This window comes from Janthinobacterium sp. BJB426, assembly GCF_002735705.1.
GTDB lineage: Bacteria > Pseudomonadota > Gammaproteobacteria > Burkholderiales > Burkholderiaceae_D > Janthinobacterium.
In genome coordinates this window covers 165,979-192,549 of sequence record NZ_PDZL01000010.1, presented here as the reverse complement: position 1 = coordinate 192,549, position 26,571 = coordinate 165,979, and the positions used below count along the sequence as shown (strand labels likewise).

General features: G+C 62.6%; 27 protein-coding genes. 8 read left to right on the top strand and 19 right to left on the bottom strand.

What is annotated here, in order from left to right; genetic code table 11:
- Positions 1-73: 73 nt before the first annotated feature.
- The 9 genes from trpB to leuC form a co-directional block, all read right to left on the bottom strand.
- Positions 74-1,324 carry a tryptophan synthase subunit beta gene (gene trpB, locus CSQ93_RS17615; RefSeq protein WP_099379148.1) on the bottom strand — a complete coding sequence of 417 codons (1,251 nt, stop codon included), beginning with the start codon at positions 1,322-1,324 and terminating at the stop codon, positions 74-76.
- Positions 1,317-2,000 (bottom strand): phosphoribosylanthranilate isomerase, encoded by a 684-nt coding sequence (locus CSQ93_RS17610; protein ID WP_099379147.1) that lies wholly within the window; start codon positions 1,998-2,000, stop codon positions 1,317-1,319. Before CSQ93_RS17610 ends, trpB begins: the two co-directional genes overlap by 8 nt.
- 28 nt (positions 2,001-2,028) lie before the next feature.
- A complete protein-coding gene (gene truA, locus CSQ93_RS17605; protein ID WP_099379146.1) occupies positions 2,029-2,859 on the bottom strand; it encodes a tRNA pseudouridine(38-40) synthase TruA in 831 nt (276 codons plus the stop codon).
- A gap of 159 nt (positions 2,860-3,018) precedes the next feature.
- Entirely contained in the window at positions 3,019-5,469 is a 2,451-nt protein-coding gene (locus CSQ93_RS17600; RefSeq protein ID WP_442778335.1) for a FimV/HubP family polar landmark protein, read from the bottom strand.
- 250 nt (positions 5,470-5,719) lie between these two features.
- Positions 5,720-6,847, bottom strand: coding sequence for an aspartate-semialdehyde dehydrogenase (gene asd / locus CSQ93_RS17595; RefSeq protein ID WP_071653756.1), 1,128 nt, complete (start codon positions 6,845-6,847; stop codon positions 5,720-5,722).
- 45 nt (positions 6,848-6,892) lie between these two features.
- Complete coding sequence (gene leuB, locus CSQ93_RS17590) at positions 6,893-7,963, bottom strand: 3-isopropylmalate dehydrogenase (RefSeq protein ID WP_099379144.1); 1,071 nt, start codon at positions 7,961-7,963, stop codon at positions 6,893-6,895.
- A gap of 10 nt (positions 7,964-7,973) precedes the next feature.
- Positions 7,974-8,621, bottom strand: coding sequence for a 3-isopropylmalate dehydratase small subunit (leuD, locus tag CSQ93_RS17585; protein ID WP_035821053.1), 648 nt, complete (start codon positions 8,619-8,621; stop codon positions 7,974-7,976).
- Positions 8,622-8,672: 51 nt separating this feature from the next.
- Positions 8,673-8,795 carry a lipoprotein gene (locus CSQ93_RS17580; RefSeq protein WP_010400408.1) on the bottom strand — a complete coding sequence of 41 codons (123 nt, stop codon included), beginning with the start codon at positions 8,793-8,795 and terminating at the stop codon, positions 8,673-8,675.
- A gap of 68 nt (positions 8,796-8,863) precedes the next feature.
- Positions 8,864-10,267: a 3-isopropylmalate dehydratase large subunit gene (gene leuC, locus CSQ93_RS17575; RefSeq protein ID WP_099379143.1), complete on the bottom strand. Its 1,404-nt coding sequence runs from the start codon at positions 10,265-10,267 to the stop codon at positions 8,864-8,866.
- 339 nt (positions 10,268-10,606) lie between these two features.
- On the opposite strand from leuC, the gene CSQ93_RS17570 reads away from it, so the two are divergent.
- Complete coding sequence (locus CSQ93_RS17570) at positions 10,607-11,737, top strand: S41 family peptidase (protein ID WP_099379142.1); 1,131 nt, start codon at positions 10,607-10,609, stop codon at positions 11,735-11,737.
- 65 nt (positions 11,738-11,802) lie between these two features.
- Here CSQ93_RS17570 and CSQ93_RS17565 read toward each other — a convergent pair whose 3' ends face one another.
- Positions 11,803-13,692: a chemotaxis protein CheA gene (locus CSQ93_RS17565; protein WP_099379141.1), complete on the bottom strand. Its 1,890-nt coding sequence runs from the start codon at positions 13,690-13,692 to the stop codon at positions 11,803-11,805.
- Positions 13,692-14,561, bottom strand: coding sequence for a protein phosphatase CheZ (locus tag CSQ93_RS17560; RefSeq protein ID WP_099379140.1), 870 nt, complete (start codon positions 14,559-14,561; stop codon positions 13,692-13,694). The genes CSQ93_RS17565 and CSQ93_RS17560 overlap by 1 nt, the downstream gene beginning before the upstream one ends.
- 466 nt (positions 14,562-15,027) lie before the next feature.
- On the opposite strand from CSQ93_RS17560, the gene CSQ93_RS17555 reads away from it, so the two are divergent.
- The 6 genes from CSQ93_RS17555 to CSQ93_RS17530 all read left to right on the top strand — a co-directional run bounded on the left by CSQ93_RS17555 (position 15,028) and on the right by CSQ93_RS17530 (position 19,566).
- Positions 15,028-15,495: a universal stress protein gene (locus CSQ93_RS17555; protein WP_070260284.1), complete on the top strand. Its 468-nt coding sequence runs from the start codon at positions 15,028-15,030 to the stop codon at positions 15,493-15,495.
- 155 nt (positions 15,496-15,650) lie between these two features.
- The gene (locus CSQ93_RS17550) at positions 15,651-16,295 is read left to right on the top strand and encodes a response regulator (protein ID WP_034783426.1); all 645 of its coding nucleotides are present in this window, start codon (positions 15,651-15,653) and stop codon (positions 16,293-16,295) included.
- Positions 16,296-16,635: 340 nt separating this feature from the next.
- The gene (locus tag CSQ93_RS17545) at positions 16,636-17,442 is read left to right on the top strand and encodes a Crp/Fnr family transcriptional regulator (RefSeq protein ID WP_035821063.1); all 807 of its coding nucleotides are present in this window, start codon (positions 16,636-16,638) and stop codon (positions 17,440-17,442) included.
- Between the two features lie 250 nt (positions 17,443-17,692).
- A complete protein-coding gene (gene hemP / locus CSQ93_RS17540) occupies positions 17,693-17,890 on the top strand; it encodes a hemin uptake protein HemP (RefSeq protein ID WP_034750559.1) in 198 nt (65 codons plus the stop codon).
- Between the two features lie 85 nt (positions 17,891-17,975).
- Positions 17,976-18,302 carry a hypothetical protein gene (locus CSQ93_RS17535; protein WP_099379139.1) on the top strand — a complete coding sequence of 109 codons (327 nt, stop codon included), beginning with the start codon at positions 17,976-17,978 and terminating at the stop codon, positions 18,300-18,302.
- Positions 18,303-18,339: 37 nt separating this feature from the next.
- Positions 18,340-19,566: a DUF2325 domain-containing protein gene (locus tag CSQ93_RS17530; RefSeq protein WP_099379138.1), complete on the top strand. Its 1,227-nt coding sequence runs from the start codon at positions 18,340-18,342 to the stop codon at positions 19,564-19,566.
- A gap of 13 nt (positions 19,567-19,579) precedes the next feature.
- Here CSQ93_RS17530 and CSQ93_RS17525 read toward each other — a convergent pair whose 3' ends face one another.
- The 6 genes from CSQ93_RS17525 to CSQ93_RS17500 form a co-directional block, all read right to left on the bottom strand.
- Complete coding sequence (locus tag CSQ93_RS17525) at positions 19,580-20,131, bottom strand: glutathione peroxidase (RefSeq protein ID WP_099379137.1); 552 nt, start codon at positions 20,129-20,131, stop codon at positions 19,580-19,582.
- 69 nt (positions 20,132-20,200) lie between these two features.
- Complete coding sequence (locus CSQ93_RS17520) at positions 20,201-21,565, bottom strand: sulfite reductase subunit alpha (protein WP_099379136.1); 1,365 nt, start codon at positions 21,563-21,565, stop codon at positions 20,201-20,203.
- Between the two features lie 12 nt (positions 21,566-21,577).
- The gene (locus CSQ93_RS17515) at positions 21,578-22,618 is read right to left on the bottom strand and encodes an FAD:protein FMN transferase (protein WP_099379135.1); all 1,041 of its coding nucleotides are present in this window, start codon (positions 22,616-22,618) and stop codon (positions 21,578-21,580) included.
- 26 nt (positions 22,619-22,644) lie between these two features.
- Positions 22,645-23,469 (bottom strand): DUF4198 domain-containing protein, encoded by an 825-nt coding sequence (locus CSQ93_RS17510; RefSeq protein ID WP_099379134.1) that lies wholly within the window; start codon positions 23,467-23,469, stop codon positions 22,645-22,647.
- A gap of 10 nt (positions 23,470-23,479) precedes the next feature.
- Positions 23,480-23,995: a DUF2271 domain-containing protein gene (locus CSQ93_RS17505; RefSeq protein ID WP_099379133.1), complete on the bottom strand. Its 516-nt coding sequence runs from the start codon at positions 23,993-23,995 to the stop codon at positions 23,480-23,482.
- 32 nt (positions 23,996-24,027) lie between these two features.
- A complete protein-coding gene (locus tag CSQ93_RS17500; protein WP_099379132.1) occupies positions 24,028-24,681 on the bottom strand; it encodes a PepSY-associated TM helix domain-containing protein in 654 nt (217 codons plus the stop codon).
- Positions 24,682-24,959: 278 nt separating this feature from the next.
- Here CSQ93_RS17500 and CSQ93_RS17495 point away from each other — a divergent pair, with 278 nt between their 5' ends.
- Positions 24,960-25,457, top strand: a complete 498-nt coding sequence (locus tag CSQ93_RS17495) for a pyridoxamine 5'-phosphate oxidase family protein (protein ID WP_099379131.1) — start codon at positions 24,960-24,962, stop codon at positions 25,455-25,457.
- Positions 25,458-25,561: 104 nt separating this feature from the next.
- Here the strand turns inward: CSQ93_RS17495 and CSQ93_RS17490 are convergent, their stop codons facing one another.
- Positions 25,562-25,825, bottom strand: a complete 264-nt coding sequence (locus CSQ93_RS17490; RefSeq protein WP_099379130.1) for a hypothetical protein — start codon at positions 25,823-25,825, stop codon at positions 25,562-25,564.
- Between the two features lie 198 nt (positions 25,826-26,023).
- Positions 26,024-26,401, bottom strand: coding sequence for a KGG domain-containing protein (locus CSQ93_RS17485; protein WP_099379176.1), 378 nt, complete (start codon positions 26,399-26,401; stop codon positions 26,024-26,026).
- Between the last annotated feature and the right edge of the window lie 170 nt (positions 26,402-26,571).

Here is a 26,571-nt window from a genome sequence, read left to right as displayed (position 1 = left end):
CTTTCGTGTTATCGGTGAGAAATGTCGGGTTACGCGCTCGCGCCAACCCGACCTGCTTGGAATTGTCAGTTGCTTAACTGAAATTCAATCCCATGCGTTCCGCTACGGTATGCATGTCCTTGTCGCCACGGCCCGACAGGTTGGCCAGCACGATCTGGTCTTTCGGCAAGGTGGCCGCCAGCTTGGCCGCGTAGGCCAGTGCGTGCGACGATTCCAGGGCCGGGATGATGCCTTCGATATGGCAGCAGTCGTGGAAGGCCTGCAATGCCTCGTCATCCGTGATGGACACATACTGCGCGCGGCCCGAATCTTTCAGCCACGCGTGTTCCGGGCCCACGCCCGGATAGTCGAGACCGGCCGAGACGGAATGCGTCTCGATGATCTGGCCATTTTCATCCTGCAGCAGATAGGTGCGATTGCCGTGCAGCACGCCCGGGAAACCGGCCGTCAGCGACGCCGAGTGCTTGCCCGTGTCCAATCCTTCGCCGGCCGCTTCCACGCCGATCAATTTCACATCCTTCTGGTCGATATACGGGTAAAAAATGCCCATGGCGTTCGAGCCGCCACCGATGCAGGCCAGCACGTAGTCGGGCTGGCGGCCCGTCATTTCCGGCATCTGCACCAGGCATTCCTCGCCGATCACGGACTGGAAGTCGCGCACCATCATCGGATACGGATGGGGGCCGGCCACGGTGCCGATGATGTAAAAGGTGTTTTCGATATTCGTGACCCAGTCGCGCATGGCTTCGTTCAGCGCATCCTTGAGGGTCTTGGAACCGGATTCGACAGGCACGACGGTCGCGCCCAGCAGTTTCATGCGGTACACGTTCTGCGCCTGGCGCTTGACGTCTTCGCTGCCCATGTAGACCACGCATTCGAGACCGAAGCGGGCGCAGATGGTGGCCGTGGCCACGCCGTGCTGGCCGGCGCCCGTCTCGGCGATGATGCGCGGCTTGCCCATGCGCTTGGCCAGCAGGGCCTGGCCGATGACGTTATTGATCTTGTGCGCGCCCGTGTGGTTCAAGTCTTCGCGCTTGAAATAGATTTGCGCGCCGCCGGCCATTTCGGACCAGCGCTTGGCGTGGTAGATCGGCGAGGGACGGCCGACGAAGTGTTTCAGCTCGTAGCGGAATTCTTCGAGGAATTCCGGATCGACGCTGTAGCGGGCGTAGGCATCCTTCAGCTCGGCCAGTGCGTGGGTGAGCGTTTCGGCAACGAAGGAGCCGCCGTACGGGCCGAAGTGGCCACGCAGGTCGGGAAACGGGTAATCGGTGGCGTGGAACAATGCGGCGGCTGCGCCGGGCGCTGTGGTACGGTCATTCATGGTTGTTTCCTCTGGCAATGATGGCATCAGCATCCTGCACCGCGGCGATAAACGCGCGGACACGGGACGCGTCCTTGATGCCCTTGGACGCTTCGACACCACTGCTGATGTCGACGGCGTAAGGGCGCACGCGCACCACTGCGTCAGTCGCGTTTTGTACGCTCAAGCCACCACTTAAAACGACCCGAGGCGCGAGTTCTTCTGGAATGAGGGACCAATCAAATACCTTTCCTGCACCGCCATAGGCATCCACATAGGTATCGAGCAAGAGACTCGAAAACAAGGGACTGGCGGCGCGATAGCGCTGTTCGTATTCTAGCAAATCTTCAAAGGAGGTGTCGGGTTTGACGCGGAACACTTGCGTAAACGGCGTATTCACGGCGCCAGCGAGCGCGGCGCTATGTTCCGGCGTCTCGTCGCCATGAAATTGCAGCAGGGATAAAGGCGCCACGGCCTTCGTTGCCCGCACCTCTTCCACCGTGGCGTTGACGAACAGGCCCACCGTCGTCACGTAGGGCGGCACGGCGGCGATCAGGGCAGCTGCCTGTTCGGGCGTGACGTAGCGGGGACTTTTCGGATAGAACACGAAGCCGATGGCGTCGGCACCGGCCGCCACGACGGCCTGGATGTCTTCAACGCGGGTCAGGCCGCAGATCTTGATGCGTGTGCGAGGCATGGCAATCCTTTACTTGATTTGATGCAGATCAAAACCAGGGCAAAGCGCTGCTGCTGTCCTGCGGCAATGCCCATTTCGGATCGTAATCGATCTGTGCCAGGTACAGGCCGTCCGGCATGAAGGTGGGCGCGGCCGCGTGGCGGTCCTTGCTTTCCAGCAGATGCCCCAGCCATTCCGGCTTTTCCCGTCCCGTGCCGATGTAGACGAGCGAACCGACGAGGTTGCGCACCATGTGGTGCAGGAAGGCATTGGCCGTAATGGTAAAGATGACGCAATCGCCGCGCCGCTCGATGCGGATGTCATGCATGAGCTTGACAGGCGATTTGGCCTGGCATTGCGCGGCGCGGAAGGCCGTGAAATCGTGCCAGCCCAGCAGCGGCTGCACGGCTTGCCGCATCAGTTCCACGTCCAGCGGCCGGAAAAAGAAGCCGGCACGCCCTTCCACCAGCGGCGAACGGGTAGCGTTGTTGTACAACACATAATGATAGGTGCGTGCGCGGGCGCTGAAACGGGCGTGGAAGAAGTCATTGACCGTCGGATCACCTTCGAGTTCCTTGGCCCAGCGCACGGCGATGGATTTCGGCAGGAAGGCGTTGACGCCGCGCACCCACGAATGCACGTCACGGTTCAGGTCCGTATCGAAATGCACGACTTGCTCGAGCGCATGCACGCCCGTATCCGTGCGGCCGGCGCAAGTGGTGGCCAGGCGCACGCGGGCGAACTGCTCCAGCGCATTTTCCAGCTGGTCCTGCACCGTTTGCCCGTCTTCCTGCTTCTGGTATCCGTGCCAGGCCGTGCCGTCGTACTGCAGGCCGAGGACGATACGCTTGAATGGCGTTGCTGTCGTAATATTTTGCATCGAAGCATTATACCGGCGCAGCAGCCCCGGTGCGCCGTATCGCCCTAAGCGAGCGAGACGGCGTTCAGGGCAAGGCGCACGGTCGAAGACAGTACGAATAGTACAAGGTGGACGCCATGACCGCGCAACGCAGCCATGGACGTCGTATCGACGCTTAGCTTAGCTGAGCAAAGCGCGCATGGTATTCGCCTTCTTCACCTGCTCTTCGCTGCCACCCTTGATGACCTCATCGATCAGCTCGCGCGCGCCTTCCTTGTCGCCGATTTCCTGGTAAGCGATCGCCAGGTCCAGCTTGGTATCCATTTCCATGTGGATGGCCGACAGCGGGTCGTCCACGCCCACGCTGGCCGTCTTGCCGTCACTCAGGTCCAGGTCGATGCCGGACAGGTCGAATTCCTGTGCCGGCGGTATGGCTTCCGGCAAGGTGGCGGGCGTTTGCGCATCGTCAAACAGGCTGTCGAGCGAAGGTTCGGCCGCCGCCACCGGCGTGGCAGCGGGTGCCACCGGTTCGTCGAGGTCAAAATGGGCCAGATCGACATCCTTCAACGGATCAGGCAACGGCGTCAAGCCGGCGCCCACGCCATTCACGGGGCCGGCTGGCGGCTCCAGGTCCAGGCCGAAATCCATGCTGGCGTCATACTGCGCATCGTGCGCGGCGGAGACCGGCTTGCTGTCCGGCCCCGGCATGACGATCGGATCGCTGGTGGAGACGGGCTCGAAATCGAGGCTGTCGAGGTCAAAGTCGAGCGGATCGCGGGCATCGCGGGCCGCCACGGCGGATACCGGCTCGGCTGGCGCCAGGTCGGCCAGCGGCGCTGACGGCTCGTCAGGCAAATCCATGCTCTGGCCGTGCAAGTCGTCGCCGGCAGCCTTGCTCAGGCTGACAACGGCGTCGTCTTCCGTATCGCCATACAGGGGGTTGGTGGGATCGAGCGCCAGACCCAGCGCGGCCGCCTGCGGCCACTCTTCGCCCTGGCCACGCGTCAGGCTGTACAGCTCGCTGGCCTGGTCGTCAAACGCGCGCACGTCGTTGCGGGCCGAATAGATTTCCAGCAACTTCAAACGGGCGGCATGGCGCTCCGGATGGATGCGCAAGGCTTCCTTGAGGATATCTTCCGCCTGGCCATCGCGGCCGTAGGCGATATACACGTCCGCTTCGGCGACCGGGTCCGTTTCATTCGCGTCGAGCATGCTGGCGCCCGCTGCGGCGGCCACTCCGGCAGCGGCCGCACCCGTGCCGAACAGGTGGTTGCTCGCTTCGGACTGCTGGTCTTCCGGCTCCAGCACGGGAGCGATAGCTTCGGCGGGCGGCGGCGTCTCCTTGCGGCGGCGCGCGATCACCAGCGCGGCCACGGCGGCCAGCAGCGCGGCCAGGCCGATGCCGATGGCGCCCAGGTGGTCGTTGATCTTGTCGGCAAAGGTCGGTTCCAGCGGCGATGGTTTTTTCACCAGCGGCACCGGTTTCGCCTTCGGCACGGGTGGCAGGGCTTCGGCCGGTGCGCTGGCAACGGCGCTGGCAGGCGCGCCAACCGATGCGCTGGCAGCGGCCTCGGCCGGCTTGGCGGGTGCCGGCGCGCTCTTGTCGGCCATGGCCTTGCTCTTGACCGCCATCAGCTTTTCCAGGTCGCTGACGTTCTTTTCCAGCTCCTTGACGCGGGCAGCCGCTTCATCGACCTGTTTCGCCTTGGCGATCTTGTCTTCTTCGCTGGCGACGGCGCTCTTGCCGGCCGACTTGGCCGCCGGCTCCGCCTTCGACAGCTTCAGCTTGTCTTGCGATTCGCTCACGGCCGTCGGTTTTTCCTGCACCTTCGTCGGGCCGATCTTGCCGGCCGTGCTTTGCGTCGCTTGCGCGGCCTTGGCTGGCTTGCTTTGCGACACCTGGCCGGCCAGTTTGTTGCGGTAGGCGTCGAAATCGATGGCGTGCGCCGTCACGATGCCCTTCGCTTCGGCCGCGCCAGTGGCGCGCACGGTGTCCGCACCCGGCACGGCCAGGATGCGCCCGGCCTGCATGCGGTTCATGTTCTCGCCCTTGAAGGCGTCGGGATTGGCGCGGTACAGGGCGACGAGCATCATGTCGAGCGAGACGCCAGATGGCTTCAGTTCGCTGGCGATGCGGCTCAGGGTGTCGCCCGCCTTGACCTTGTATTCACCTGCCGCCTTTTTCACGGCCGGCGGCGCAGTCTCGGCAGCGGCAGAGGCGGCGGCCGGCTTGGCCTTGCCCGGCTCGACTGGTGCAGTCACTTGCGCGCCGCGCGTCTGGCGCGCTTCCGGCGTGTCGAGCACGAATGCATACTCGCGCACCTGGCGGCCGCTCTTGCTGCTCAGTTCCAGCAGCAGGTCGACCATGGGCTCGGCTACCGGTTGCGCCGAACTGATGCGGATGAAGGACTTGCCGTTGCGGTTTTCCACGGCAAACGTCAGCGCATTCAGGGCAGGATTGAATTCCACGTTGGCCTGGCGGTAGGCGTCAGGCGGCGCCAGCTTGGCCAGCAGGCTGGTCGCCTCGCCTGGCTTGACGGCCGATAATTCGACCTCGGCGCGCAGCGGCTGGCCGGCGGCGGACAGCACCGTGATCTTGCCCAGCTCGGCTGCGGATACCGCCGGTGACAATAACACCGCACAGGCGACAGCGCTGCTGAGTGTTTGAATGGCAAGGGAGGCGACCCGGGGACGAGTGTGTACAGGCATAGTTGGCGGCATCTTAGTTGACATGGGAAAACTGTTACTTTTCCAGAGGTATCAACATATCATCATGCCCAGAGCTATGCAAGCTCCGCATGGTTGAGCCTTGACGGGCCCAGGACGAAAAAAAAGCCGGGAAAACAGCCCCGGCTTGATCTGGATCAGCAATTTGTGGCGCTTACGCGTCCAGCAAAATACGCAGCATGCGGCGCAGCGGCTCGGCCGCGCCCCACAGCAACTGGTCGCCCACGGTGAAGGCGGACAGATATTCGCCGCCCATGCTCATCTTGCGCACGCGGCCGACGGGGATCGTCAGGCTGCCCGTGACGGCCGCCGGCGACAGGTCGCGCACGGACGCTTCGCGCGTGTTCGGCACGAATTTCACCCACTGATTGTTGCTGGCGATGATGTCGTTGATTTCATCGAGCGGCACGTCTTTTTTCAGCTTGATGGTCAAGGCTTGCGAATGGCAGCGCATGGCGCCGATGCGCACGCACAGGCCGTCGACAGGAATTTCCTTGGTGCCGAAGTCGATGCCGCGGCCCAGAATCTTGTTCGTTTCCGCGCCCGCCTTCCACTCTTCCTTCGACTGGCCGTTGCCCAGGTCCTTGTCGATCCACGGGATCAGGTTGCCGGCCAGCGGCGCGCCGAATTGCTTGATTTCATCCGGGGAATAGCCGTGCTGGGTGGCCAGCACCTGGCGGTCGATTTCCAGGATGGCGGAAGCGGGGTTGTCCAGCAGCGCCTTGACGGAACCGTTGATGGTGCCAAATTGCGTCAGCAGTTCGCGCATGTGCTGCGCGCCGCCGCCCGATGCCGCCTGGTAAGTCATCGACGTCATCCAGTCGATCAGGTCGTGCTGGAACAGGCCGCCCAGGCCCATCATCATGCACGATACGGTGCAATTGCCGCCGATGTAGTTCTTGACGCCCTTGCCCAGCGCATCCTTGATGACGTGCAGGTTGACGGGGTCGAGCACGATGACGGCGTCTTTTTCCATGCGCAAGGTCGAGGCCGCATCGATCCAGTAGCCATTCCAGCCCGCTGCGCGCAGCTGCGGGAAGACGGCGCTCGTGTAGTCGCCGCCTTGGCAGGAAATGATGATGTCGCACTTGGACAGTTCGGCGATGTTGTTGGCATCCTTGAGGATGGTTTCATTCTTCGCCATGGCCGGCGCCGCGCCGCCCGTGTTCGAGGTGGTGAAAAACACCGGTTCGATGTGGGCGAAATCGCCCTCTTCCTGCATGCGTTGCATCAGGACCGAACCGACCATACCGCGCCAACCTACCAAGCCAACTAATTTCATTACCATTCCTCAAGATGAGACGGCGACTGCCGTCATTAGACTATTTTATCCCAGTGCTTTTACAACTGCATCACCCATCGCCTCGGTACCGACCAAAGTCGTGCCCGCTTCGTGGATATCGGCCGTGCGCAAGCCCTGCGCCAGCACGTGCTTGACGGCTGCCTCGATGCGGTTTGCCTGCTCTTCGCGGTTCAGCGAATAGCGCAGCATCATGGCGGCCGACAAGATCGTCGCCAGCGGATTGGCGATGCCCTTGCCCGCGATATCGGGCGCCGAGCCGTGCGATGGCTCGTACAAGCCCTTGTTGTTGGCGTCCAGCGAGGCCGACGGCAGCATGCCGATCGAACCCGTCAGCATGGCGGCAGCGTCCGACAAGATGTCGCCGAACATGTTGCCGGTCACCATGACGTCGAATTTCTTTGGCGCCCGCACCAGTTGCATGGCCGCGTTATCGACATACATATGATCAAGCGCAACATCCGGGTATTCCTTGTGCACGTCGGTGACGATGTCTTTCCAGAACTGGAAGGTTTCCAGCACGTTCGCCTTGTCCACGCTGGTGAGGCGCTTGTCGCGCTTTTGTGCCGCCTGAAAAGCCACATGGGCGATGCGGCGGATTTCGCCTTCCGCATAGCGCATGGTGTCAAAACCTTCGCGCTGACCCTTGAACGGGCCATCCGGGCACTCGCGCACGCCACGGGGCTGGCCAAAATAAATGTCGCCCGTCAATTCACGGATAATCAGAATATCCAGGCCGGACACCACTTCCGGCTTCAGGGTCGAGGCGCCCGCCAGTTCCGGATACAAAATGGCCGGACGCAGGTTGGCGAACAGGCCCAGGTTCTTGCGCAAGCCCAAAATCGCCTGTTCCGGACGGAACTGGCGCTCGAGGTTGTCGTACTGGTAGTCGCCCACGGCGCCGAACAGCACGGCATCGGCCGCTTTCGCCAGCGCCAGCGTGCCTTCCGGCAACGGGTGGCCATGGGCCGCATAGCCGGCGCCGCCCACGGGCGCCGTTTCCAGCTCGAACGATTCGCCCAGCACATTCAAGACCTTGACGGCTTGCGCGACGATTTCAGGACCGATGCCGTCGCCGGGTAAGATTGCAATTTTCATGGAATGATCTTTAGATAACGTTGGCCAGCCAAGGCTGATTAGTCAGATGCCGTTCTTCGAAGGCGCGGATATCGTCGGCGTGACGCAAGGTCAGGCCGATATCGTCGAGGCCATTCATCAGGCAATATTTGCGGAAGGCGTCGATCTCGAACGGGTACGACACGGAACCATTGCTGGTGCGCACGCATTGCTGCTCCAGGTCCACCACCAGCTTGAAGCCGGGGAACGCCTTGACTTCATTGAACAGGTGCTCGACCTGGCTTTCCGACAGCACGATGGGCAGCAAGCCGTTCTTGTAGCAATTATTGAAGAAGATGTCGGCGAACGAGGGCGCGATGATGGCGCGGAAGCCATACTGATCGAGTGCCCACGGCGCGTGTTCGCGCGAGGAACCGCAGCCGAAATTCTTGCGCGTCAGCAAGATCGAGGCGCCCTGGTAGCGCGGCTCGTTGAGCACGAACTCCGGGTTCAGCGGGCGGCGGCTGTTGTCCTGGCCCGGTTCGCCATGGTCGAGATAGCGCCATTCGTCGAACAGGTTGGGGCCGAAGCCGCTGCGGTGGATCGATTTCAGGAATTGCTTCGGGATAATCGCGTCGGTGTCGACGTTGGCGCGGTCCAGCGGAGCGACCAGGCCTTCGTAAATCGTAAATTTATCCATGCTGTTTCTACTCGGTAGGACGCGCGGCGCTGGGCGCCGGCACGTCACGGTTTATTTTCCGCCGGCGCCAGTGACGACCTGGCCGACTTTCTGCACATCGCGGCCGATGCCGGAGACGGTGTTGCAGCCAGACAGGATCACGGTGGCGATGAGGAGGGCGAAGAGTTTTTTCATGATGATTTCTTGATAGTAAGTAAGGGACTGGGAACGCTAGTGTAAACCAGCGGCGCCAGTCCCTGCCGTCATCGCAAGCCCCGCACGTCGACAAAGTGGCCAGCGATACCCGCCGCGGCCGCCATCGCGGGCGACACCAGGTGGGTACGGCCGCCCTGCCCTTGCCGGCCTTCGAAGTTGCGGTTCGAGGTCGATGCACAGCGTTCGCCCGGTTCCAGGCGGTCCGCATTCATGGCCAGGCACATGGAGCAACCCGGTTCGCGCCATTCGAAGCCGGCATCCTTGAAGATGCGGTCCAGGCCTTCGCGTTCGGCCTGATCCTTGACGAGGCCGGAACCGGGCACGACCAGCGCCAGGGTCACGTTCGAGGCGCGGTACTTGCCGCGCACCACGGCGGCTGCCGCGCGCAAATCTTCGATGCGCGAATTGGTGCAGGAACCAATGAAAACCTTGTCGATACGTACGTCGGTGATCGGCGTGTTCGGTTTGAGGGCCATGTAGACCAGGGCTTTTTCGATGGCGTCGCGCTTGACGCTGTCTTTTTCATTGTCCGGATCTGGCACGCGGCCATCGATGCCGATGACCATTTCCGGCGACGTGCCCCATGTCACTTGCGGTTGAATCTCTTGCGCGTTGAGCGTGACGACGAGGTCGAAACGGGCGCCCGGGTCCGAATGCAGGGTGCGCCAATAGGTCACGGCCCGTTCCCAGTGCGGACCGGCCGGCGAAAACGGACGGCCCTTGACGTAATTGATGGTGGTGTCGTCCACGCCGATGATGCCGGCGCGCGCGCCCGCCTCGATCGCCATGTTGCACACCGTCATGCGCCCTTCCATCGACAGCGCGCGGATGGCCGAGCCGCCAAACTCGATACAGTAGCCCGTGCCGCCGGCCGTGCCGATCTTGCCGATGATGGCCAGCACGATATCTTTCGCTGTCACGCCGGCCGGCAAGGCGCCGTCGACCTGCACCAGCATGGATTTGGATTTTTTTTGCAGCAAGGTCTGCGTGGCCAGCACGTGTTCCACTTCGGACGTGCCGATGCCGTGCGCCAGCGCGCCGAACGCGCCGTGCGTGGACGTGTGCGAGTCGCCGCAGACGACCGTCATGCCGGGCAGGGTCGCGCCCTGTTCCGGGCCGATCACATGCACGATACCCTGGCGCTTGTCGTTCATGTTGAAGTAGGTCAAGCCGTAGTGCTTGGCGTTCTTGTCCAGCGTTTCCACCTGCAGGCGCGAAACGGGGTCGGCAATGCCGTCGACCCGGCTGGTGGTGGGCACGTTATGGTCGGCCACGGCCAGGTTGGCGGAAATGCGCCACGGCTGGCGGCCCGCCACGCTGAGGCCATCGAAGGCTTGCGGGCTGGTGACTTCGTGCAGCAGGTGCCGGTCGATGTACAGAATTGTCGTGCCATCATCTTCGGCCCGAACAACGTGGGATTCCCAAAGTTTGTCGTAAAGCGTCTTCATCATGATTTATGCAGCGTTGCCACAGCCTGTTTAAGTGATCAAGTGATACCAGGTCATACGGTGATCCACAAGGATTATGCCATATATTGGGGAATACAGAACCGAAACAGGCAAAATCGTGGGATTGGCGATACAAAGTTCGGCTCATTTGTTGGATATGGGCGAAAAATTGCCGATATCGCCTTGCTGGCGGCATACCGGCCCCGTCCGCACGCAGGCCGCCGAACGAGTCACGGCGCGGTCAAAAAAATGATATTTTTTACTTAATCTTTCGTGTATTGTATTTCGACAATAATGACCGGCGCGCGCAAGCGCACGCGCCCACAACCGATGGGGACCTGAATGAAACTGCACTTCTGGGCGCTGGCCGCCCTCACCCTGGCCAACACGCATGCGTTGGCCGCCGCGCCGGGAGAAACCTGCGTGCGGGACTTGCGCGCGATTACTCCCTTCCTGCTGGAAAATGATACGGGCGCACGTGCCCACCTGGCGCAAAAGGGCCAGGCTTACTTCGACCTGGCGCTGGCCACGGCCACCACGGCGGCGGCCAGCGCGGCCGACGACAAGGCTTGCAACGCGATCCTGGGAAACTATCTGGGCATGTGGCGCAAGAGCCATTTGTATGTGAAGCCGGGCAGCGTGCAAGAGATTGCCAAGCCGGCGCCAGCCAGGCCGAACGTGGCGAGCCAGGCAGCCCCGTCGAAGGAGCCGGCGCTGCAAATCTTGTCTGACGCGACGGTGCTGCTGAGCCTGCCCAGCTTTCACGACCCCTACCGCGCCGCCGTGGCCGCCCTGCTCGATACGCATCGCGCGGTACTGGCGGCGCGTCCCAACTGGATCATCGACGTGCGCCGCAACGCCGGCGGCAGCGACAGCACGTATGCGCCGCTGCTGCAATGGATCAGCTCAGACGAGATGGTCAGCGTGGGCGCCGAATGGCTGTCCACGCCGGCCAATATCGCGAGCCAGGAAAAAATCTGCGCGCTGGTGGCACCCGGCGACCAGGACTGCATCGACTTTGCGACCCAGGCCGTGAAACAGATGCGCACGGTCAAGCCGGGCGACTACGTGCCACAGGAAAATGACGAACTCATCAGCTATGCCCGCGTGAGCGCGCAGGAGCCGCGCCGCCCCACACGCGTGGCCGTGCTGATGGACAGCGAGTGCGCCAGTTCCTGCGAGGAATTCCTGCTGGCGGCGCGGCAAAGTTTTCATGTCAAATTGATCGGCCGCAACAGCGAAGGCGCGCTCGACTATTCCAACCTGCGCCTGCACGCCCTGCCCTCCGGCGTGCGCGAGTTGCAATACGCGACCTCGCGCTCGGCCCGGCTGCCGCATCTGCAAGTGGACCTGGGCGGCATCATGCCCGACATCTACCTGCCGCCGCCGAAGGACGAAGCGGGGCGCGCCCAGGAAATCGTGCGCGTGCAGCGCTGGCTGGAAGGCGGCACGCTACGCCCTAACAACATTTGACGCTGGCGCCATAAAAAAGCCCGCCATACCTGGCGGGCTTTCCAAAGAATACAGCGACACTTACGTCAGGCAGCTAAACGCACGCTACCTCGACAACCATCCATCAGGAACGACAGGCCAACTACCAGCACCAGTTCGCCTTCAGCCGAGCGGGCCGTGCCCGTGATGCCTTCCACGGTGATGGCCGTCATCGGTTTGATCACCAGGTCGGCCGTGCCATCGACGGCTTCCACGGCAAGGATGTACGGCTGTGGCGCAGCGACCACGATGCCGACGCGCTCGCTGCACGATTCGTAGCCCAGGGAGCCGGCCAGCGAGCGCACGGGCAATGGACGGCCCTGGTCTTTCAGCACGGGCGCGCCGCCCACCTCCATGAAGGTTTCCGGCAATTCGACGACGCGCTGCACCACCGCCATCGGCAGCGCCAGCGCGGCGCCCGAGGTCGACACAAGCATGGTCGGCACGATCGACAGTTCGATCGGCAGGCGGATGGCGAACTTGGTGCCCTTGCCCAGCGCCGATTCAATGTGGATGGCGCCGCGGTTTTTCTCCACGGCCGTTTTCACCACGTCCATGCCCACGCCGCGGCCGGAAACGCTGGACGCGACTTCCTTGGTCGAGAAGCCCGGCAGGAACACCAGCTGGAAGCATTCGTCGTTGCTCAATTGCGCGTTTTCGCTGATCAAGCCCTTTTGCTGGGCCTTGCTGCGCAGGAAGGCCGGATCCATGCCCTTGCCATCATCCTGCAGCACGATCATGACACTGTTGGCTTCCTGCCAGGCTTTCAGCGAAATATACGATTTGGCGGGCTTGCCGGCAGCCAGGCGCGCTTCCGGCGATTCGACGCCATGGTCGAGCGAGTTGCGCAGCATGTGCACGAGCGGATCGTACAGGCTGTCGACCACCACGCGGTCGACTTCCGTTTCCGCGCCTTCGATGGTCAGTTCGACATCCTTGCCCAGATCCTTGGCCAGCTCGCGCACCAGGCGCGGGAATTTCTGGAACAGGCGGCCGACAGGCTGCATGCGCGTGGCCAGGGTGGCCCGCTGCAGTTCCGTCGAGTAACGCGAAGCGCGTTCCAGGGTTTCCGCCAGGGTCGCCATCAAGGTGGCGGCCTGGCCTTCGAATTTGAATTGCAGCAAGCGCTCGAGCAGCACGGCAGCCTGGTTGGCGGCCTGCACGGATTCGCCGGCCACTTCCAGCAAGGCGTCGAGCTTGACGGCGTCGACGCGGATGCTGTCTTCCTTGACGGGCGCGGCATGGCGCACTTCCGGACGCTCTTCGCGGCGTTCGGCGCCATCCCAGGCCTTGGCGACCGGTTTGGCGGCAACAGCGGCAGCAGCAGGCGCGGCAACCACGGCGGCAGGCGCAGCGGCGACGACGGACACCGGCGGCGCTGCTGCGACGCGATTACCCTCAGGCACGACGGCGTTATACATGCCTTCCCAGTCCAGGCCATCGGCGCTGGCAGTGGCAACGGCGGCGGCAGGCGCGGCCACGACGACTTCGACAACCTCGGCAACGGCAACTTCCGCCACCAAGGCGGCAGCTGGCGCAGGCGCGTCCATGCCCTTGCCTTCGATGGCGTTCGTCAGAATGTGTTCCAGCTCTTCGGGCATGGCCGGCAAGCTTTCCGGCGCGGCGCCATTCGCCAGCTCCGTCAGCTGGTCGGCCACGAATCCGGACGCTTGCAGCGCCGCTTCGATGGCGATCGGCGTCACGGGCGCGGCACCCGTGCGCAAGGCGTCGAACAGGTTTTCCGTCAGATGGCAGGCTGCCACCAGCGCGGGCAAGCCCATGAAGCCGGCACCACCCTTGATGGTGTGGAAGGAACGAAACACGGCATTCAGTGTTTCCTTGTTGTCAGGATCACGCTCGAGGCGCAATAAGTGCTCTTCAACATTAACCGCAAGATCCATCGCCTCAACGACGAAATCCTTGAGCATATCGTCCATTAGAATCCCAAATCCGCAAGAAGGTCGTCTACATTATCCTGGTCCAGCGCCACCGACGGCACGGACGGGCCCTGCATCAGCGGCGCGTCCTGCTTCTGTGCGAGTTTCTCGCGCACTTCGGCCGGCGCGTTGTCGCGCAGCAGCTGAGCCAGCTCGTGCTCCACCGTCTTGGTGATGTTGACCACTTTTTTGATCAGCTGGCCCGTGATGTCCTGGAAGTCCTGGGCCATCATGATTTCCAGCAAGCGTGCTTTTTCCGCTTCCGTCGCTTCGGCAACGGCTTGCGCGAACTGGCGCGAATCGCCGGCCAGGGCCTTGAATTCTTCCAGGCTCAACTTGCCGTCGAACAAGGCTGTCCAGCGGCCGTCCATGTCCTTGGCTTTCTTCGACAACACGTCTTGCGCCGGCATGCCTTCGTCGAGCGTATTCAGTACCTTGTTGGCGGCCTGCTCCGTCAGGGTGGCGACATATTCGAGGCGGTCCTGGGCATCGACGATCTGCGACGACGCTTCCGTCAACGCCTTGTCGTAGCCCAGTTCGCGCAGCGAATCGTGCAGCAGGCGCACGATGCCGCCCAAGCGCTCGAACATCGGCTTGTCGGACTGGTCGACAGGATCTGCCGCCTCGCCATGTGCGTCGGCGCTGGCCACGGGGGCCGCTTGCGCAGCGGCTGGCGCGGCAGCCACCGGCGCCGCTGCGGCTGCCGGGACGGCGGCGCTGGCCGACACGGAGTCGAACAGCGCGTCAAAATCATCATCCGCGATCACGGCAGGAGCGGGCGCGGCGGCGGGCGCCGGCGTGGCTGCGGCCGCGCTTTGCGCGGATACTTCATCGAATAATGCATCGAAATCATCAGCGGCGTTGGTCATATCCCTGCTTCTCCATAATTTGTCAAAATTCCGCCTGAACTGTGCGTTTTACAGACTGATACCCACAATTTCTCGATTAAGATGATTTGAGGCAATACCGCTGCGATGGTGCGAGTGTAGCAGGGCGCCGCCCTGTTGGTAAATCTCAAAACGCGCTTCCTGGTGCAAAGCGGGTCTACAAGAGCTTTTCCGCCAGGAAATAAGTGTTCCTGCTGTTGTATTTTGAAATACTACCATTGGCGTGCGTGCAAGACCACGCGCGACATGACAAATCCTGCCTCCGGGCGCCTGCGCAACAGCCTCGCACGGCCATCGTTGCAGCTAAACACGATCTTTCTGCCAATGTTGTCTATACTGAAGGTGCAGTAGTATTGATAATTATCAAGTCTTTACATGAATACAATGCTGCCGCCACGTCTACAATAAGAGGCGTTGCGCGCGCTGAGTCACTGCCAAAGGACCTGCCATGTATAAGAAAATTCTGATCGCCACGGACGGCTCCACCGTCTCCAACTTGACGGCCTGTGCCGGCGTTGCCTTTGCCGAACAGATGCACGCCGACATCCTTGCCGTGTACGTGGCGCCCGAGTACCAGTACCCGGTGTACATCGAAATCATTCCACCGAGCTATCCCAGCGAAGAGGAATACCGCATCGCCATGCGCAAGGCGGGCGCCGACCACTGGCAGCCCATCCTCGACGCGGCCGCCAAGCGGGGTCTGCAGGCGACGGGCTTGACGGCCTTTTCCGACAGCCCGGCCCTGAAAATCGTGGAAGTGGCGCAATTGCAGCAATGCGACCTGATCTTCATGGGCTCGCACGGCCGCAGCGGCTGGGGGCAGTTACTGCTGGGCAGCGTGACCAACAAGGTGCTGTCGCACTCGAAACTGCCCGTGCTCGTGCACAGGCTGATCAAGGAACCCCCGGCAAAATAAGGGGTCACATGGCCACGAAGGCCGCCGTCGCCGGCGCACCAAGAAAAAGGCAAACGTGCGGCCACTTCAGTTAAAATGACAACATTTCTCGTTTCTTAACATTTGATTGTCCGGTGACGGACAGAGCAGATTACACGCCACCAGATTGCCCGCCTATGATACGTATTGTGATTGCCGACGACCACACCATCATGCGTGAAGGATTAAAGCGCATCCTTGACGGCGCGCCGGATATCGACATCGTGGGTGAAGCCATCGACGGTTTTGAAGTCCTCAACCATGTGCGCCAGGGCGGCTTCGACCTGTTGCTGCTCGACCTGTCGATGCCGGGCCGCAGCGGCGTCGACCTGATCCGGCAAATCCGCAGCGAGGCGCCCAAGCTGTCCATCCTGATCCTCACCATGCACGAGGAAGAACAATATGCGGTGCGCGCCATCCGCGCCGGCGCGCAAGGCTATCTGACCAAGGAAAGCGCGGGTACCCAGCTCGTGGGCGCCATCCACAAGGTGGCGTCGGGCCGTCCCTATATCAGCGCCGAGGTGGCGGAGCAACTCGTGCTCAACATCATGATGCCGAATGAAAGCTTGCTGCACAAACAGTTGTCGGACCGCGAATTCGAAGTCTTTTCCCTGCTGGTGGCAGGCAAGTCGATCACGGAAATTGCCAACAACCTGCACCTGAGCGTCAAAACGGTGAGTACGCACAAGACGCGCATCATGCAAAAAATGGGTATGAGTTCGCTGTCGGAAATGGTCCAGTATGCCGTCGCGCACCGCCTGCTTTCCCCCTTCAAGACCTAAGTCCGGCGGCGCGCGCCCGCGCGTCGACTGTAGGAACAATCCTACTACATCTACCACAGCTCCTACTGCCATATTCAGCCACTGCTGATATTAATTGCATACGGTTGTTGGCATACTGAAACCAGTAATCAAGTTGCTGGGAAGTTATTTCATCACACAGCAAGTCTTCAGCGAATTGAGCATTACCTGCCTGAACGCGCGCCGCCGGCCCTTGCCCGCCCGCCGTCCCGCGCACCCCGTTATTCAACTCTGAACTACCTGTCACCAGGAGATGAACATGCTGTCCACGCAAACGCCCGACACCCGCGCCGCCTCACCATCGCTGCCCCCCTCCTCTCCGATGGAAGCGGGGCGCCAGCGCCAGGGCCGGCTCTGGTCGAACCTGAAGGAGGTGTGCGACCTGCTGCATATCTCCAGCGCCTGCACCATCGCCGCCGACGAACTGCTGTTCCAGCACGTGCAATTCAAGACGGGCCAGCGCGTGCACACGATCGGCCAGCCGTTCGACACCCTGTACATCGTCAATTCAGGCTTCCTGAAAACCGTGCTTATCGATGAATTCGGCAATGAGCAGGTGCTCAGCTTTCCCATGAAGGGCGACATGCTGGGCGTCGACGGCATCCACTCGCGCCATTACTCCTCGGAAGCGGTGGCCCTGTCCGACTGCGACCTGATCCTGCTGCCGTTCAAGAAGCTGACGGCGCTGGGCAGAGTCCACCTGGAACTGGAAAACGTCATGTACGGCGTGATGAGCCGCGAACTGGTGCGCGAGCAAGCCATGATCGGCATGCTGGGCGCCCTCAGTGCCGAAGCCCGCGTGGCCCGCTTCCTCGTCTCGCTGGCCGACCGCTTTGCGCAGATGGGCTATTCGAGCAAGCTGTTCAACCTGCGCATGACGCGCCATGAAATCGGCAGCTATCTGGGCCTGACCCTGGAAACGGTGAGCCGCACCTTGTCCGCCTTCAATGAAATCGGCCTGATTACGGTTGACCAGCGCACCATCGGCATCAAGGATCCGGACGCCCTGAAAACCCTGCGCCGCCTGCCGCCGTCGCGCTCGCGCGCCAAGCAGCTGGCCGCCGCCAAGCTCAAGGCTGACACCACCGCCGCCGCCAGCGCTTCGGCGCAATTGCTGGCTACTATTTAGCGCCATCCCGATTTCCTCAAGCTTGGCACAGCCTTGACCCGGCCAAGGCGCACAACGCCTTGCCGGGTCTTTTTTGCCGCCCCCGTCTCCCGCGCCGCTCCTGCGGCCAGCTTTGCGCAGCACGATCATCCACGCTGCCATGTCACCATAAAAAAGCACGGATTCCGCACAAATAAGCCTTGCTTTTCGGGCCACATTCAACAATAATGCAAATACGAATCATTCTCAACTGAGATAAAGAAAGCCCAACATGCAAAGCTCAAAACCAGCCTTGATCCAGGATGCCGCTACCGCCCACGTCCGCCCTCCCGTCAGCATGGCCCAGCCGGCGCGCCGCATCACCAGCGAAGCGCTGCTGCAGCAAGGTCGCGAAGTGGAGATTGAGCACAGCGGCAAGATCTATCGCCTGCGCGTCACCCAGTTGAACAAGCTGATCCTGACTGCCTGAAGCAGCACGGCAGCCAGTCACCACACTCGCCAGCCAGTCGCGCCCCGTGCGCGCAGCCAGCCAAACCACCGCACAGGAGTGTTTGATGGCGAACGACCGACCTTCCCCGATGTTTCCCTCCCCGCAAGGCCAACAGCCTGAATTGCTGCTGTCGGCCGTGCTGCACCTGATGTCTCACTACCATGCGGGCAGTCCCTGCGAGAAACTGGCCGGTGTCATCGAACGCCATCTGCAAGTACTGTCGAGTTCGCCCGGCCTGGGCCCCGTGCTGCAAGCGACGTGCCAGCAACTGTCGCAGCAATGGGCCGCCCTGGTGGCGCTGCACAAGCCCGCGCCGCCCAGGACCTCCTTGCTGGATCGCCTGGCACGCATGCTGAGCGCCAAGCGCCCTGCCTCGCCCCTGCCGCAATAATTTCTTTTCCATCCCCACCGTCCAACAGGATATCGCCATGTGTGACAAAGACCAGTCCCTACCCGTCATCAGCAATTGTTCCAGCGGCGGGGCCGACACGGCCGCACTCGCTTCGCGCCGCCGCCGGCTGTGGGAACTGTCGCATACCTGTCATTGCCCGCTGGTCGGCGTGGGCTTGCCCTTGGGATACCTGCGCAAGCTGGTGGGCAAGATGACGGGCGGGCGCGTGCTGGCCGACGATTACGAAGTGCACGTGGGTGCCGTGACGGAATGCGGCGCGCGCAACCGCCTGTCCGAAGCGCTGCAAAAGGAACTCGAACGCCGCTACGCTCCCGTGATCCTGCGCTTTCGCGGCGCCAAGACGACGGCGCAAGTGGCCGAACTGTGGCGCACGGCCGTCGCCAACGGCGACGTGTCGGGCGCTTTCTGGGCCGGACTGACGCACCCGCGCTGCGATGCCGAGCTGGAAGAGCAGATGTGCCGCGACCTGCACATGATCCAGCACCAGGCCGGCGCCTGCGTGCGCGCCGACATGGGCAAGTTTACGGCCTTGCAGGAAGAAAATGCACGCCTGACGCACGAACTGGCCAAGCTGCAACAACGCAGCCAGGCCGCACTGATGGAAAAGACGGGCGAGCTGGAACGCCAGGAAGCCGTGCTGCTGCGCACGCGTGCCGAGGCCATAGGCAAGGATAGCGTGATCGATGGCTTGCGCGCGGAACTGGCGCAATTGCAGGCGGCCATCCCGGCACTGGAATCGCGCACGCGTCTGGTCGAACGCCTGGCGCAAATGGATGAGCGCGAAAAGGAATTGCGCCAGCAAATCGTGGAATTGAAACAGGCCCAGCCACGTCCAGGCGCGGTCGCGCCGCCGCCGGCGCCGAAGCTGGAAGTGCCGACGGGCGGCAAGCTGAAAATGCCGATCCGCCTCGTCGATCAAAGCGTCTTGTGCGTGGGCGGACGCAGCGGCAATGTCGCCACCTACCGCGCCCTGATCGAACGGGTCGGCGCGCAGTTTGCCCACCACGACGGCGGCCTGGAAGACAATGCCAACCTGCTCGACTCGAGCCTGGCGGCGGCCGACCTGGTGATTTGCCAGACGGGCTGCATCAGCCACAGCGCCTACTGGCGCGTCAAGGATTATTGCAAGCGCACGGGCAAGCGCTGCGTCTTCATCGACAACCCCAGCATTTCCAGCCTGGCGCGCGGCTTGCAGGAAGTGAGCGGCGAGATGGAGCCGGCCGCGCTGGACGCCTCCGACTAAGCCAGGCCCAAGCTTAGGCCTGCAGCTGTTGCGCGATGGCCTCGCGCAACAGCGCATCATCGACCGTGGTATCGGGCGCGAAACGCCCCACCACCTTGCCGTCCTTGCTGATCAAAAACTTCTCGAAATTCCACAGCACGTCGCTGGGCTGCTCCTGCGTGATGCCGTAGCCGGCCAGCTTGGCGCGGAAATCGCTGCCCGGCTTTTCCTGCGCCCGCGGCTGCTCTTGCACCAGGCGCTGGTACAGCGGATGCTGGCCAGGGCCCTTGACGACGATTTTTTCAAACATGGGAAATTGCACGCCAAACGTGCCACGGCAAAAGTCGGCGATCTCGGCATTGCTGCCCGGCTCCTGCGCGCCGAATTCATTGGCGGGAAAACCTGCCACCACCAGGCCCTCGGCCTGCTTGTCGGCGTAGAGTTTTTCCAGGCCTTCGTACTGCGGCGTCAGGCCGCAGGCGGAGGCGACATTGACCACCAGAACGACCTTGCCGCGATACGCGTCCAGGCTGGTGGGCTCGCCATTGATGCGGCGCAAGGGAATGTCGTAAATGCTGTCGCTCATGATGGTTCTCCCTGGATGAAACAATCATGATAGCCGTGTGCGCGCGAACGCGCTGGCGGCGTCAAAAACTCAGTAGACGTCGCGCCGGTAGCGCCCTTCGGCCGCCAGCGCGTCGAGCGCGGGACGCCCCAGGATTTCCTGCAGGGCCAGGTCGACGCCGCCCGCCATGCCGGCCAGGCTGCCGCAAATATAGATGGCCGCGCCCTGTTCCAGCCACAGTTTCACCTCGTCGGCATTGCCGCGCAGGCGGTCCTGCACGTAGGTCCGCTCTGCCTGGTCGCGCGAAAACGCCAGGTCCAGGCGCGGCAAGTCGCCACTGGCGTGCCAGCGCTCAATTTCTTCGCGATAATGGAAATCGTGGGCCAGGTTACGCTCGCCAAAGATCAGCCAGTTGCGCCGCTGCCCTGCCAGCACGCGGCTTTTCAGGTGGCCGCGCAAGCCGGCGATGCCGCTGCCGTTGCCGATCAAAATCAGGGGACGCTGGGCATTGTCTTCCAGGCGGAAACGCCGGTGCTGGCGCAAGCGCAGCTGCACCACGTCGCCCACCTTGGCTTGCGCCGTCAGCCAGCCCGAAGCCAGGCCCAGGCTGCCATCGGGATGCGCATGCTGGCGTACCAGCAAGTGCACGCCGCCATCGCGCGGGATCGAGGCGATCGAGTATTCGCGCGGCTGCGACGGGTCGGCGGGTGCCGTCACCTGCACCAGGTCGCCCGATTGCCAGTCAGGCAAGCTGCCCGCCACGGGCGCCAGTTCCACGTGATAAATGGCGCCGCCGGCGCTGCCAGGATTCAGCAACTGCCTTTGCGTCAGACGCCAGTCGCCAAAGGCGGGCGCGCTCCAGTCGGGCGCATCGCTGGTGCCGGCCAGGTGGCTCAAATGCTGGAACCATTGCTCGACGGTCGCACTGGCACTGCGGTCGACTTCGATGCGCTGGAACAGGCGCGACGCACCCTGCGCGGCCAGCCAGGCGTCGAGCGCGCGGCCGAAGCCGCAGAACTGGCCATAGCTGCGGTCGCCCAGGGCCAGCACGGCGTAATGCAATTGCGGCAGCGCCAGCTCACCCGTCATCAGGCGGCCCATGAAGGCCGCCGCATTGTCGGGCGCATCACCTTCGCCATACGTGCTGACCAGGAACAAGGCCCGTTCCGCTTGTTGCAGATCAAGGGCCGTGAGTTCGGCCAGCGCGCACAGGCGCACGGGGATGCCGGCCAGTTGCAGGCTCTGTGCCGTTTGCGTGGCCAGTTCCTCGGCATTGCCCGTCTGGCTCGCATACGCCACCAGCCAGGCGGGACTGTTTGCCAGCGCCGCCCTGGCGGCGTCGGACGCGCGGCGCTTGGCGCGCGCGCGCAGCCAGGGCGCCAGGCACACGCCCGCATAACTGAGGGACAGGGCGGCCAGCAAGGCCAGCCGCGTCGTATCGTGCGTAAAAATCATGGAATTAATCGTTCATTCGTCGAGCATGGCCAGCATGTGGCTGCTCAGCGTTTCATGGTAGCCATCGCCGTCGCGCTGCAGGAAGCGCGCAGCCAGGCCCTGCTCTTCGGCCAGGGCCATGCCGGCCTCGACACCCAGCACGGTCAGGGCCGTCGACCAGGCATCGGCCGCCATGCATTCGGCATGCACGACGGTGACGGAAGCGAGTTGATTGGCGATCGGCATGCCGCTGCGCGGATCGATGGTGTGTGAGAAACGCGCTGAGCCATCCTGGAAGAAACGCCGGTAGTCGCCCGACGTCGCCACGGACAGGCCATGCAGCGCCAGCAGCATTTCCGGCGGATGCTGTGCAGTATCGGCACTATCGGCAGCGCCATCGACCTGTTCCAGCATCACCCACCACGGCTGGCCGTCGGGCTTGCAGCCTGCGCCGCACAGCTCGCCGCCCACTTCGACCAGGTAATGCTGAATGCCCTGACTGTCCAGGTAGCGAGCCAGGCGATCCACGCCATAGCCCTTGGCCACGGCGGACAAATCGAGCTGCAAGCCGCCCGGCTGGCGCGCGCGGCGGGCCGGCAAGTCGAGTTCCAGGCGGCGGCGCTGGCGCTGCGACAGCAGCAACGCCACGGTATCGTCTTTCGGCGGCAGGAAACCCGGCTCATCGTAGCGGTTGCGGGGGCCGAAGCCCCACAGGTTGACGAGGGCGCCGGCGCACGGGTCATACGCGCCGCCGGACGCTTGCGACACGTGCATGGCAAAGCCCAGCACCTCGCAAAACGCGGCAGGCAAGCTATGCCAGCTGCCGGGTTCGGCCCGGTTGAAGCGGCCCAGGTCGGACTCGTCACTCCAGTGGCTCATTTGCGCTACAACAAGATCCAGTTGCTGCTGCAAGCCCTGCTGCAAGTCGGCGCTGCCCGCGCGTCCCGGCATGGCGGACTCCAGCAGGCGCACCGACCAGCTGGTGCCCATCGACAAGCCGCGCAAGTCCCGGATCGCGGCGCCGGGCGGCGCGACCTGATTGGAAATATGCTGCGGCAGCAGGACCCGGCGCATCGGAAACCTTGTGAACAGGCCGCCGCTTACTGCGGCAGCACTTCCACGGTAGCCGCGTACGTCATGCGGCGCTCGGGCATCACCGGCGGCTGGCCGGCCACGGCCGGTGCGGCCGCTGGCCAGGTGCTGCTCAGGTAATACATGCCAGCCGCTGGCACGGTAAACGTGATCTCGCCCTTGGCATCCGTGCTCTGGCGGATTTCACCGAGCACGCCACGGTAACGCACGCCGCCTGGCACGAGGCTGAAGGCCTGGTTCGCCGCCGGCTTGCCGTCGACCAGGAAGCGCCACGTGGCTTTCTCGCCCGCGCGCAAGTCATTCGGATGCGTCACTGGCACGAATTCCAGGCCCACGCCGGTCGGCTTGAACACTTCCGTGCTGGTTTCGCCATTGCTGAAGAAGGTTTCCAGGCGCGCTGCCGTGCGCGTGATTTTCAGCTCTTGCGCATCGGCCGGCACTTCCTTCTTGAACGTCTCTTCGTTGCCGCGGAAACGCTTCTGCTCGCCGTTGAGCTTGTAGCTGCCCATCACGTTTTGCGACACGATGGCCGCCTTGTACGTGCCCGGCTTTTCCATTTTGACGTCGAAGACGCTGCGCAAGCGGCCCGTGACTGTGTTCGCCGGCGTAACTTTGGCGCCGTCCGGACCGATGACTTGCAGCGCGTCCAGGCGCAGCGGCTGGTGGTCGATCTCGAACAGGCCGTCGGAGACGGCGGCATCCACCGTCACCCAGGCGTCCTTGCTTTCCACCATCGTGCTCGAAGGCACCATCCATCCGCGGTGGGCGTGGGCGTTCATGGCCAGGCCGGCCAGGGCCAGGGCGATCAGGGGTTTATTGAATTGCTTGAACATGGGGTGCGCCTTATGGTTTGAGTTGGACGACGACATTGCCGAGTTCTTCCTTGCCCTTGGCAGGCACGGACTGGGCCGACTTCAGCGGCCACTGGAACGGCACGCGCACCAGTTCGCGTCCACCCGCTTCGCGCGCCGCTTCCACCACCACCTGATATTCGCCGGCGGGCAGCTTGTCGAGCAAGGCCTTGGCGCCTGGGAACGTCAGAGTGTGTTCGCCCGGCGCACGCGTGGCGCCGCTGACGCCGTCAACCGGCATGGCCAGGTCGCGGCCGCTCTTGCGCCACCATTGACGCATGTCCTTCAGCCACTTCTCGCCCGCCTTGTCTTTCTTTTTCACGTCATACAGCACCGTCAGGTTGCCAACGACCTTCTGGTCCGCCGTTTCCAGCCACGCCGCCACGTAGGGACGGTGGTATTCCGCTACGTTCAGTTGCGGGATTTCAATCTTGAGGGTCAGGTCGGCCGCCATTGCCGACGTACCGATCAGGGGAAGGCCAAGCGCCAGGGAGTAGCGTAATTTCATGGTGTGCCTGTAAAAAGGAAAAATAAAAACGATCAATGGATAAACAACAAGGCGATCGCGCAAGGTATCAAGATACCGAGGCCAACCATCGGCCAGGTAAATGGCCGGTTAACCGCGTGGAATTTCAAAATCAACAAACCCGTCAGGCAAAACACGATGCAGGCGCCGGCAAAAATGTCGATGAACCAGCTCCAGGCCACGCCCGTGTTACGGCCCTTGTGGACATCGTTGAGCCAGGACACCCAGCCCCGGTCCGTCAATTCATATTCGGCGGCCCCGTCTTCCAGGCCGATGCGCACCCAGGCGTCGCCGCCCGCCTTGGGCAGCGGTAAATACACTTCGTCGATCGACCATTCGGCGGGACGGCCGCCCGCGTTGAGCGACCACTGCTGCTTGAGCCAGGCTTCGGCGGCGGCCGGCATCGGTGCGTTGGCGCCATCGTGCTTGGCGGCATAGGCGGCCAGTTGCGTGACGAGGGGTGCCGGCAATTCTGCCTTCTGCCGCGTGATGGACGGCTTGGCTTCGATCTGGCCGGCGTGGTTCAGGGTGATGCCGGTAATGGCGAACAGAAACATGCCCAGCAGGCAGAGCGCCGAGCTGATCCAGTGCCATTGATGCAAATTCTTCAGCCAGACGGCGCGGCTGGCGTTGTTCTTGGCCTTGTCTGCGGCGCCCGCATTACCCATCGAGCGCTCCCGGCAAGGAGCGGGCCAGGTGGCGCGACAAGTCAGTGTGCTTCATTCCCATCCTTCAATCAAAGTTCATGCCTAATTTTCAAACAAATGATAATGATTATCATTTATTAAGTCAATACATGGGGCGCCCCGTCGGGCCAGCGTTTTGTAACAGCTTTGAAACATGGCGCGAGGCAGGCAGGCCGACGCCACTACGTAAGCTGCCGTACAGAGCCGACTGCCGCGCCCGCCTATGCTCTTGTTCAGGACAACCATCAAGGGAGCACCCCATGCAAGCGTATTCCAGCGAACAACTGGCCAGCATCGCGGCCAAAATCAAGGACGTCAAATTCGGCATGCTGACCACCAGCGATGACATGCGCACCCTCACCAGCCGGCCGTTGACGCAGCAGCAGGTCGACAGCGATGGGCACATCTGGTTCTTTGTCTCGGATGAAGCCGCCTACACGCGCGATTTGCTGAACAATCCGCAAGTCAATGTCAGCTTTGTCGACACGGGCGACAGCCTGTATGTGTCCGTCTGCGGCCACGCGCAGCTGCTGAAGGACCGCGCCAAGGCGGAGGAATTGTGGAACCCGCTCGTAAAAGCCTGGTTCCCGGGCGGACTCGACGATCCGAAGCTGTCGCTGATCAAGGTGACGATCCAGTCGGCCGAGTACTGGGATAGCAGCGCCAGCAAGATGATGCAATTCTATGAGATGGCCAAGGCCGCCATTACGGGCGAGCCGCCGAAGGACCTGGGCGAACATGGACGGGTCGACCTGTAGCGGAGCCTTCCTGATTTACCCGCGCGCATGCGGGCCAGTCGGCGTGTGCGAACACGCCTGACGGCTGGCCTTGCGGGGATGATCAGACAGTCAGGAAGGAAAGTTCAGACGCCCGTACTGCCCGTGGTGTCTGGCGCATCGTCGGCGCTCTGCCGGCTCTGCCCGGAGGAACCGGACTGGTGATGGGGCAAGCGGTCGGCGCGCCGCACTTCGCCGATGGAAAACAGATCGTCGCCAATATCGAGGCCTTGCTCGCTATCGACCAGCACAAAGTTTTCGGCCGAGTCGGCCGTGCTTTGCTTGCTGCCCGCCGTAGAAGGCGTGCCGCCTTGGCTATTGCCCGGTTGCGGCGTATTCGAGTTGCCCATAATCTTCTCCCTGATCATCAATACAAGTTGACTGCGAGGCGATTGCACGGTGATTGCACCTTGCTGGCGCAGCTATTTCATCATAGTCCATGCCTGCTGCATTGCATCAAAATTTTGCAGCGACCGGACAGATGCGACCATGGCCAACGGCGTACCTGCCGCAGGCCATGCTCACTTCCTACTGCTCATGACGACTTGCTACGACTTGTTGCGCGAACCCGAGGAACCCGAGCTGGAACCCGCACCGCCGCTTTGCTTGTTGCCACTGTCGCGGTTGCCATCCTGGTTCAGGCTGGCATTGTCGCGCGTACCGCTGGAGCTGGTGGCGCTTTGCCGGCTGGCATCGTTCTTGTGGCTTTGGCTGCCTGCGCGGCGTGCCTCTTCCGACGTGAATTCATGCGCCGTGCCCTTTTCATGCGCAGCACGTCCGCCTTCGCTGGCGATTTCACGCTGCTGGGCGGGATCCATGGAAGCGAAACCCCGTTTGCTGGTATCGCTTTGCTTGTTGCCGCCGCTGCTACTGCTGCTGCTACTGGTTTTACTACCTTGCTGTTTATTGTCGCTCGATGTGGCCATGATGATCTCCTTAATCGATGGAATCAGAAACAATGCAAAAAACAATGCAAACCATGCAATTCTTCCCCCTCGCATGACAAGGGAACCGTCATCTTAGTGCGCACATGGGGCACAAGAAATAGGAGGATGGCAAGAGCGCATGTAGGATGAGTCCCGCCCACGGTGGCGCA

Excerpts from the sequence above, each read along its gene's own strand:
- CSQ93_RS17510 (WP_099379134.1), bottom strand. The coding sequence starts at position 23,469 with ATGTTCAAGCAATTCAATAAACCCCTGATCGCCCTGGCCCTGGCCGGC.
- leuD (WP_035821053.1), bottom strand. The coding sequence starts at position 8,621 with ATGGATAAATTTACGATTTACGAAGGCCTGGTCGCTCCGCTGGACCGC.
- CSQ93_RS17580 (WP_010400408.1), bottom strand. The coding sequence starts at position 8,795 with ATGAAAAAACTCTTCGCCCTCCTCATCGCCACCGTGATCCTGTCTGGC.
- leuB (WP_099379144.1), bottom strand. The coding sequence starts at position 7,963 with ATGAAAATTGCAATCTTACCCGGCGACGGCATCGGTCCTGAAATCGTC.
- hemP (WP_034750559.1), top strand. The coding sequence starts at position 17,693 with ATGCAAAGCTCAAAACCAGCCTTGATCCAGGATGCCGCTACCGCCCAC.
- asd (WP_071653756.1), bottom strand. The coding sequence starts at position 6,847 with ATGAAATTAGTTGGCTTGGTAGGTTGGCGCGGTATGGTCGGTTCGGTC.
- CSQ93_RS17500 (WP_099379132.1), bottom strand. The coding sequence starts at position 24,681 with ATGGGTAATGCGGGCGCCGCAGACAAGGCCAAGAACAACGCCAGCCGC.
- CSQ93_RS17545 (WP_035821063.1), top strand. The coding sequence starts at position 16,636 with ATGGAAGCGGGGCGCCAGCGCCAGGGCCGGCTCTGGTCGAACCTGAAG.
- CSQ93_RS17525 (WP_099379137.1), bottom strand. The coding sequence starts at position 20,131 with ATGAGCGACAGCATTTACGACATTCCCTTGCGCCGCATCAATGGCGAG.
- CSQ93_RS17550 (WP_034783426.1), top strand. The coding sequence starts at position 15,651 with ATGATACGTATTGTGATTGCCGACGACCACACCATCATGCGTGAAGGA.
- CSQ93_RS17505 (WP_099379133.1), bottom strand. The coding sequence starts at position 23,995 with ATGAAATTACGCTACTCCCTGGCGCTTGGCCTTCCCCTGATCGGTACG.
- CSQ93_RS17565 (WP_099379141.1), bottom strand. The coding sequence starts at position 13,692 with ATGGACGATATGCTCAAGGATTTCGTCGTTGAGGCGATGGATCTTGCG.
- truA (WP_099379146.1), bottom strand. The coding sequence starts at position 2,859 with ATGCAAAATATTACGACAGCAACGCCATTCAAGCGTATCGTCCTCGGC.
- CSQ93_RS17610 (WP_099379147.1), bottom strand. The coding sequence starts at position 2,000 with ATGCCTCGCACACGCATCAAGATCTGCGGCCTGACCCGCGTTGAAGAC.
- CSQ93_RS17520 (WP_099379136.1), bottom strand. The coding sequence starts at position 21,565 with ATGATTTTTACGCACGATACGACGCGGCTGGCCTTGCTGGCCGCCCTG.
- CSQ93_RS17490 (WP_099379130.1), bottom strand. The coding sequence starts at position 25,825 with ATGGGCAACTCGAATACGCCGCAACCGGGCAATAGCCAAGGCGGCACG.
- leuC (WP_099379143.1), bottom strand. The coding sequence starts at position 10,267 with ATGATGAAGACGCTTTACGACAAACTTTGGGAATCCCACGTTGTTCGG.
- CSQ93_RS17495 (WP_099379131.1), top strand. The coding sequence starts at position 24,960 with ATGCAAGCGTATTCCAGCGAACAACTGGCCAGCATCGCGGCCAAAATC.
- CSQ93_RS17515 (WP_099379135.1), bottom strand. The coding sequence starts at position 22,618 with ATGCGCCGGGTCCTGCTGCCGCAGCATATTTCCAATCAGGTCGCGCCG.
- trpB (WP_099379148.1), bottom strand. The coding sequence starts at position 1,324 with ATGAATGACCGTACCACAGCGCCCGGCGCAGCCGCCGCATTGTTCCAC.
- CSQ93_RS17535 (WP_099379139.1), top strand. The coding sequence starts at position 17,976 with ATGGCGAACGACCGACCTTCCCCGATGTTTCCCTCCCCGCAAGGCCAA.
- CSQ93_RS17555 (WP_070260284.1), top strand. The coding sequence starts at position 15,028 with ATGTATAAGAAAATTCTGATCGCCACGGACGGCTCCACCGTCTCCAAC.
- CSQ93_RS17485 (WP_099379176.1), bottom strand. The coding sequence starts at position 26,401 with ATGGCCACATCGAGCGACAATAAACAGCAAGGTAGTAAAACCAGTAGC.
- CSQ93_RS17570 (WP_099379142.1), top strand. The coding sequence starts at position 10,607 with ATGAAACTGCACTTCTGGGCGCTGGCCGCCCTCACCCTGGCCAACACG.
- CSQ93_RS17560 (WP_099379140.1), bottom strand. The coding sequence starts at position 14,561 with ATGACCAACGCCGCTGATGATTTCGATGCATTATTCGATGAAGTATCC.
- CSQ93_RS17530 (WP_099379138.1), top strand. The coding sequence starts at position 18,340 with ATGTGTGACAAAGACCAGTCCCTACCCGTCATCAGCAATTGTTCCAGC.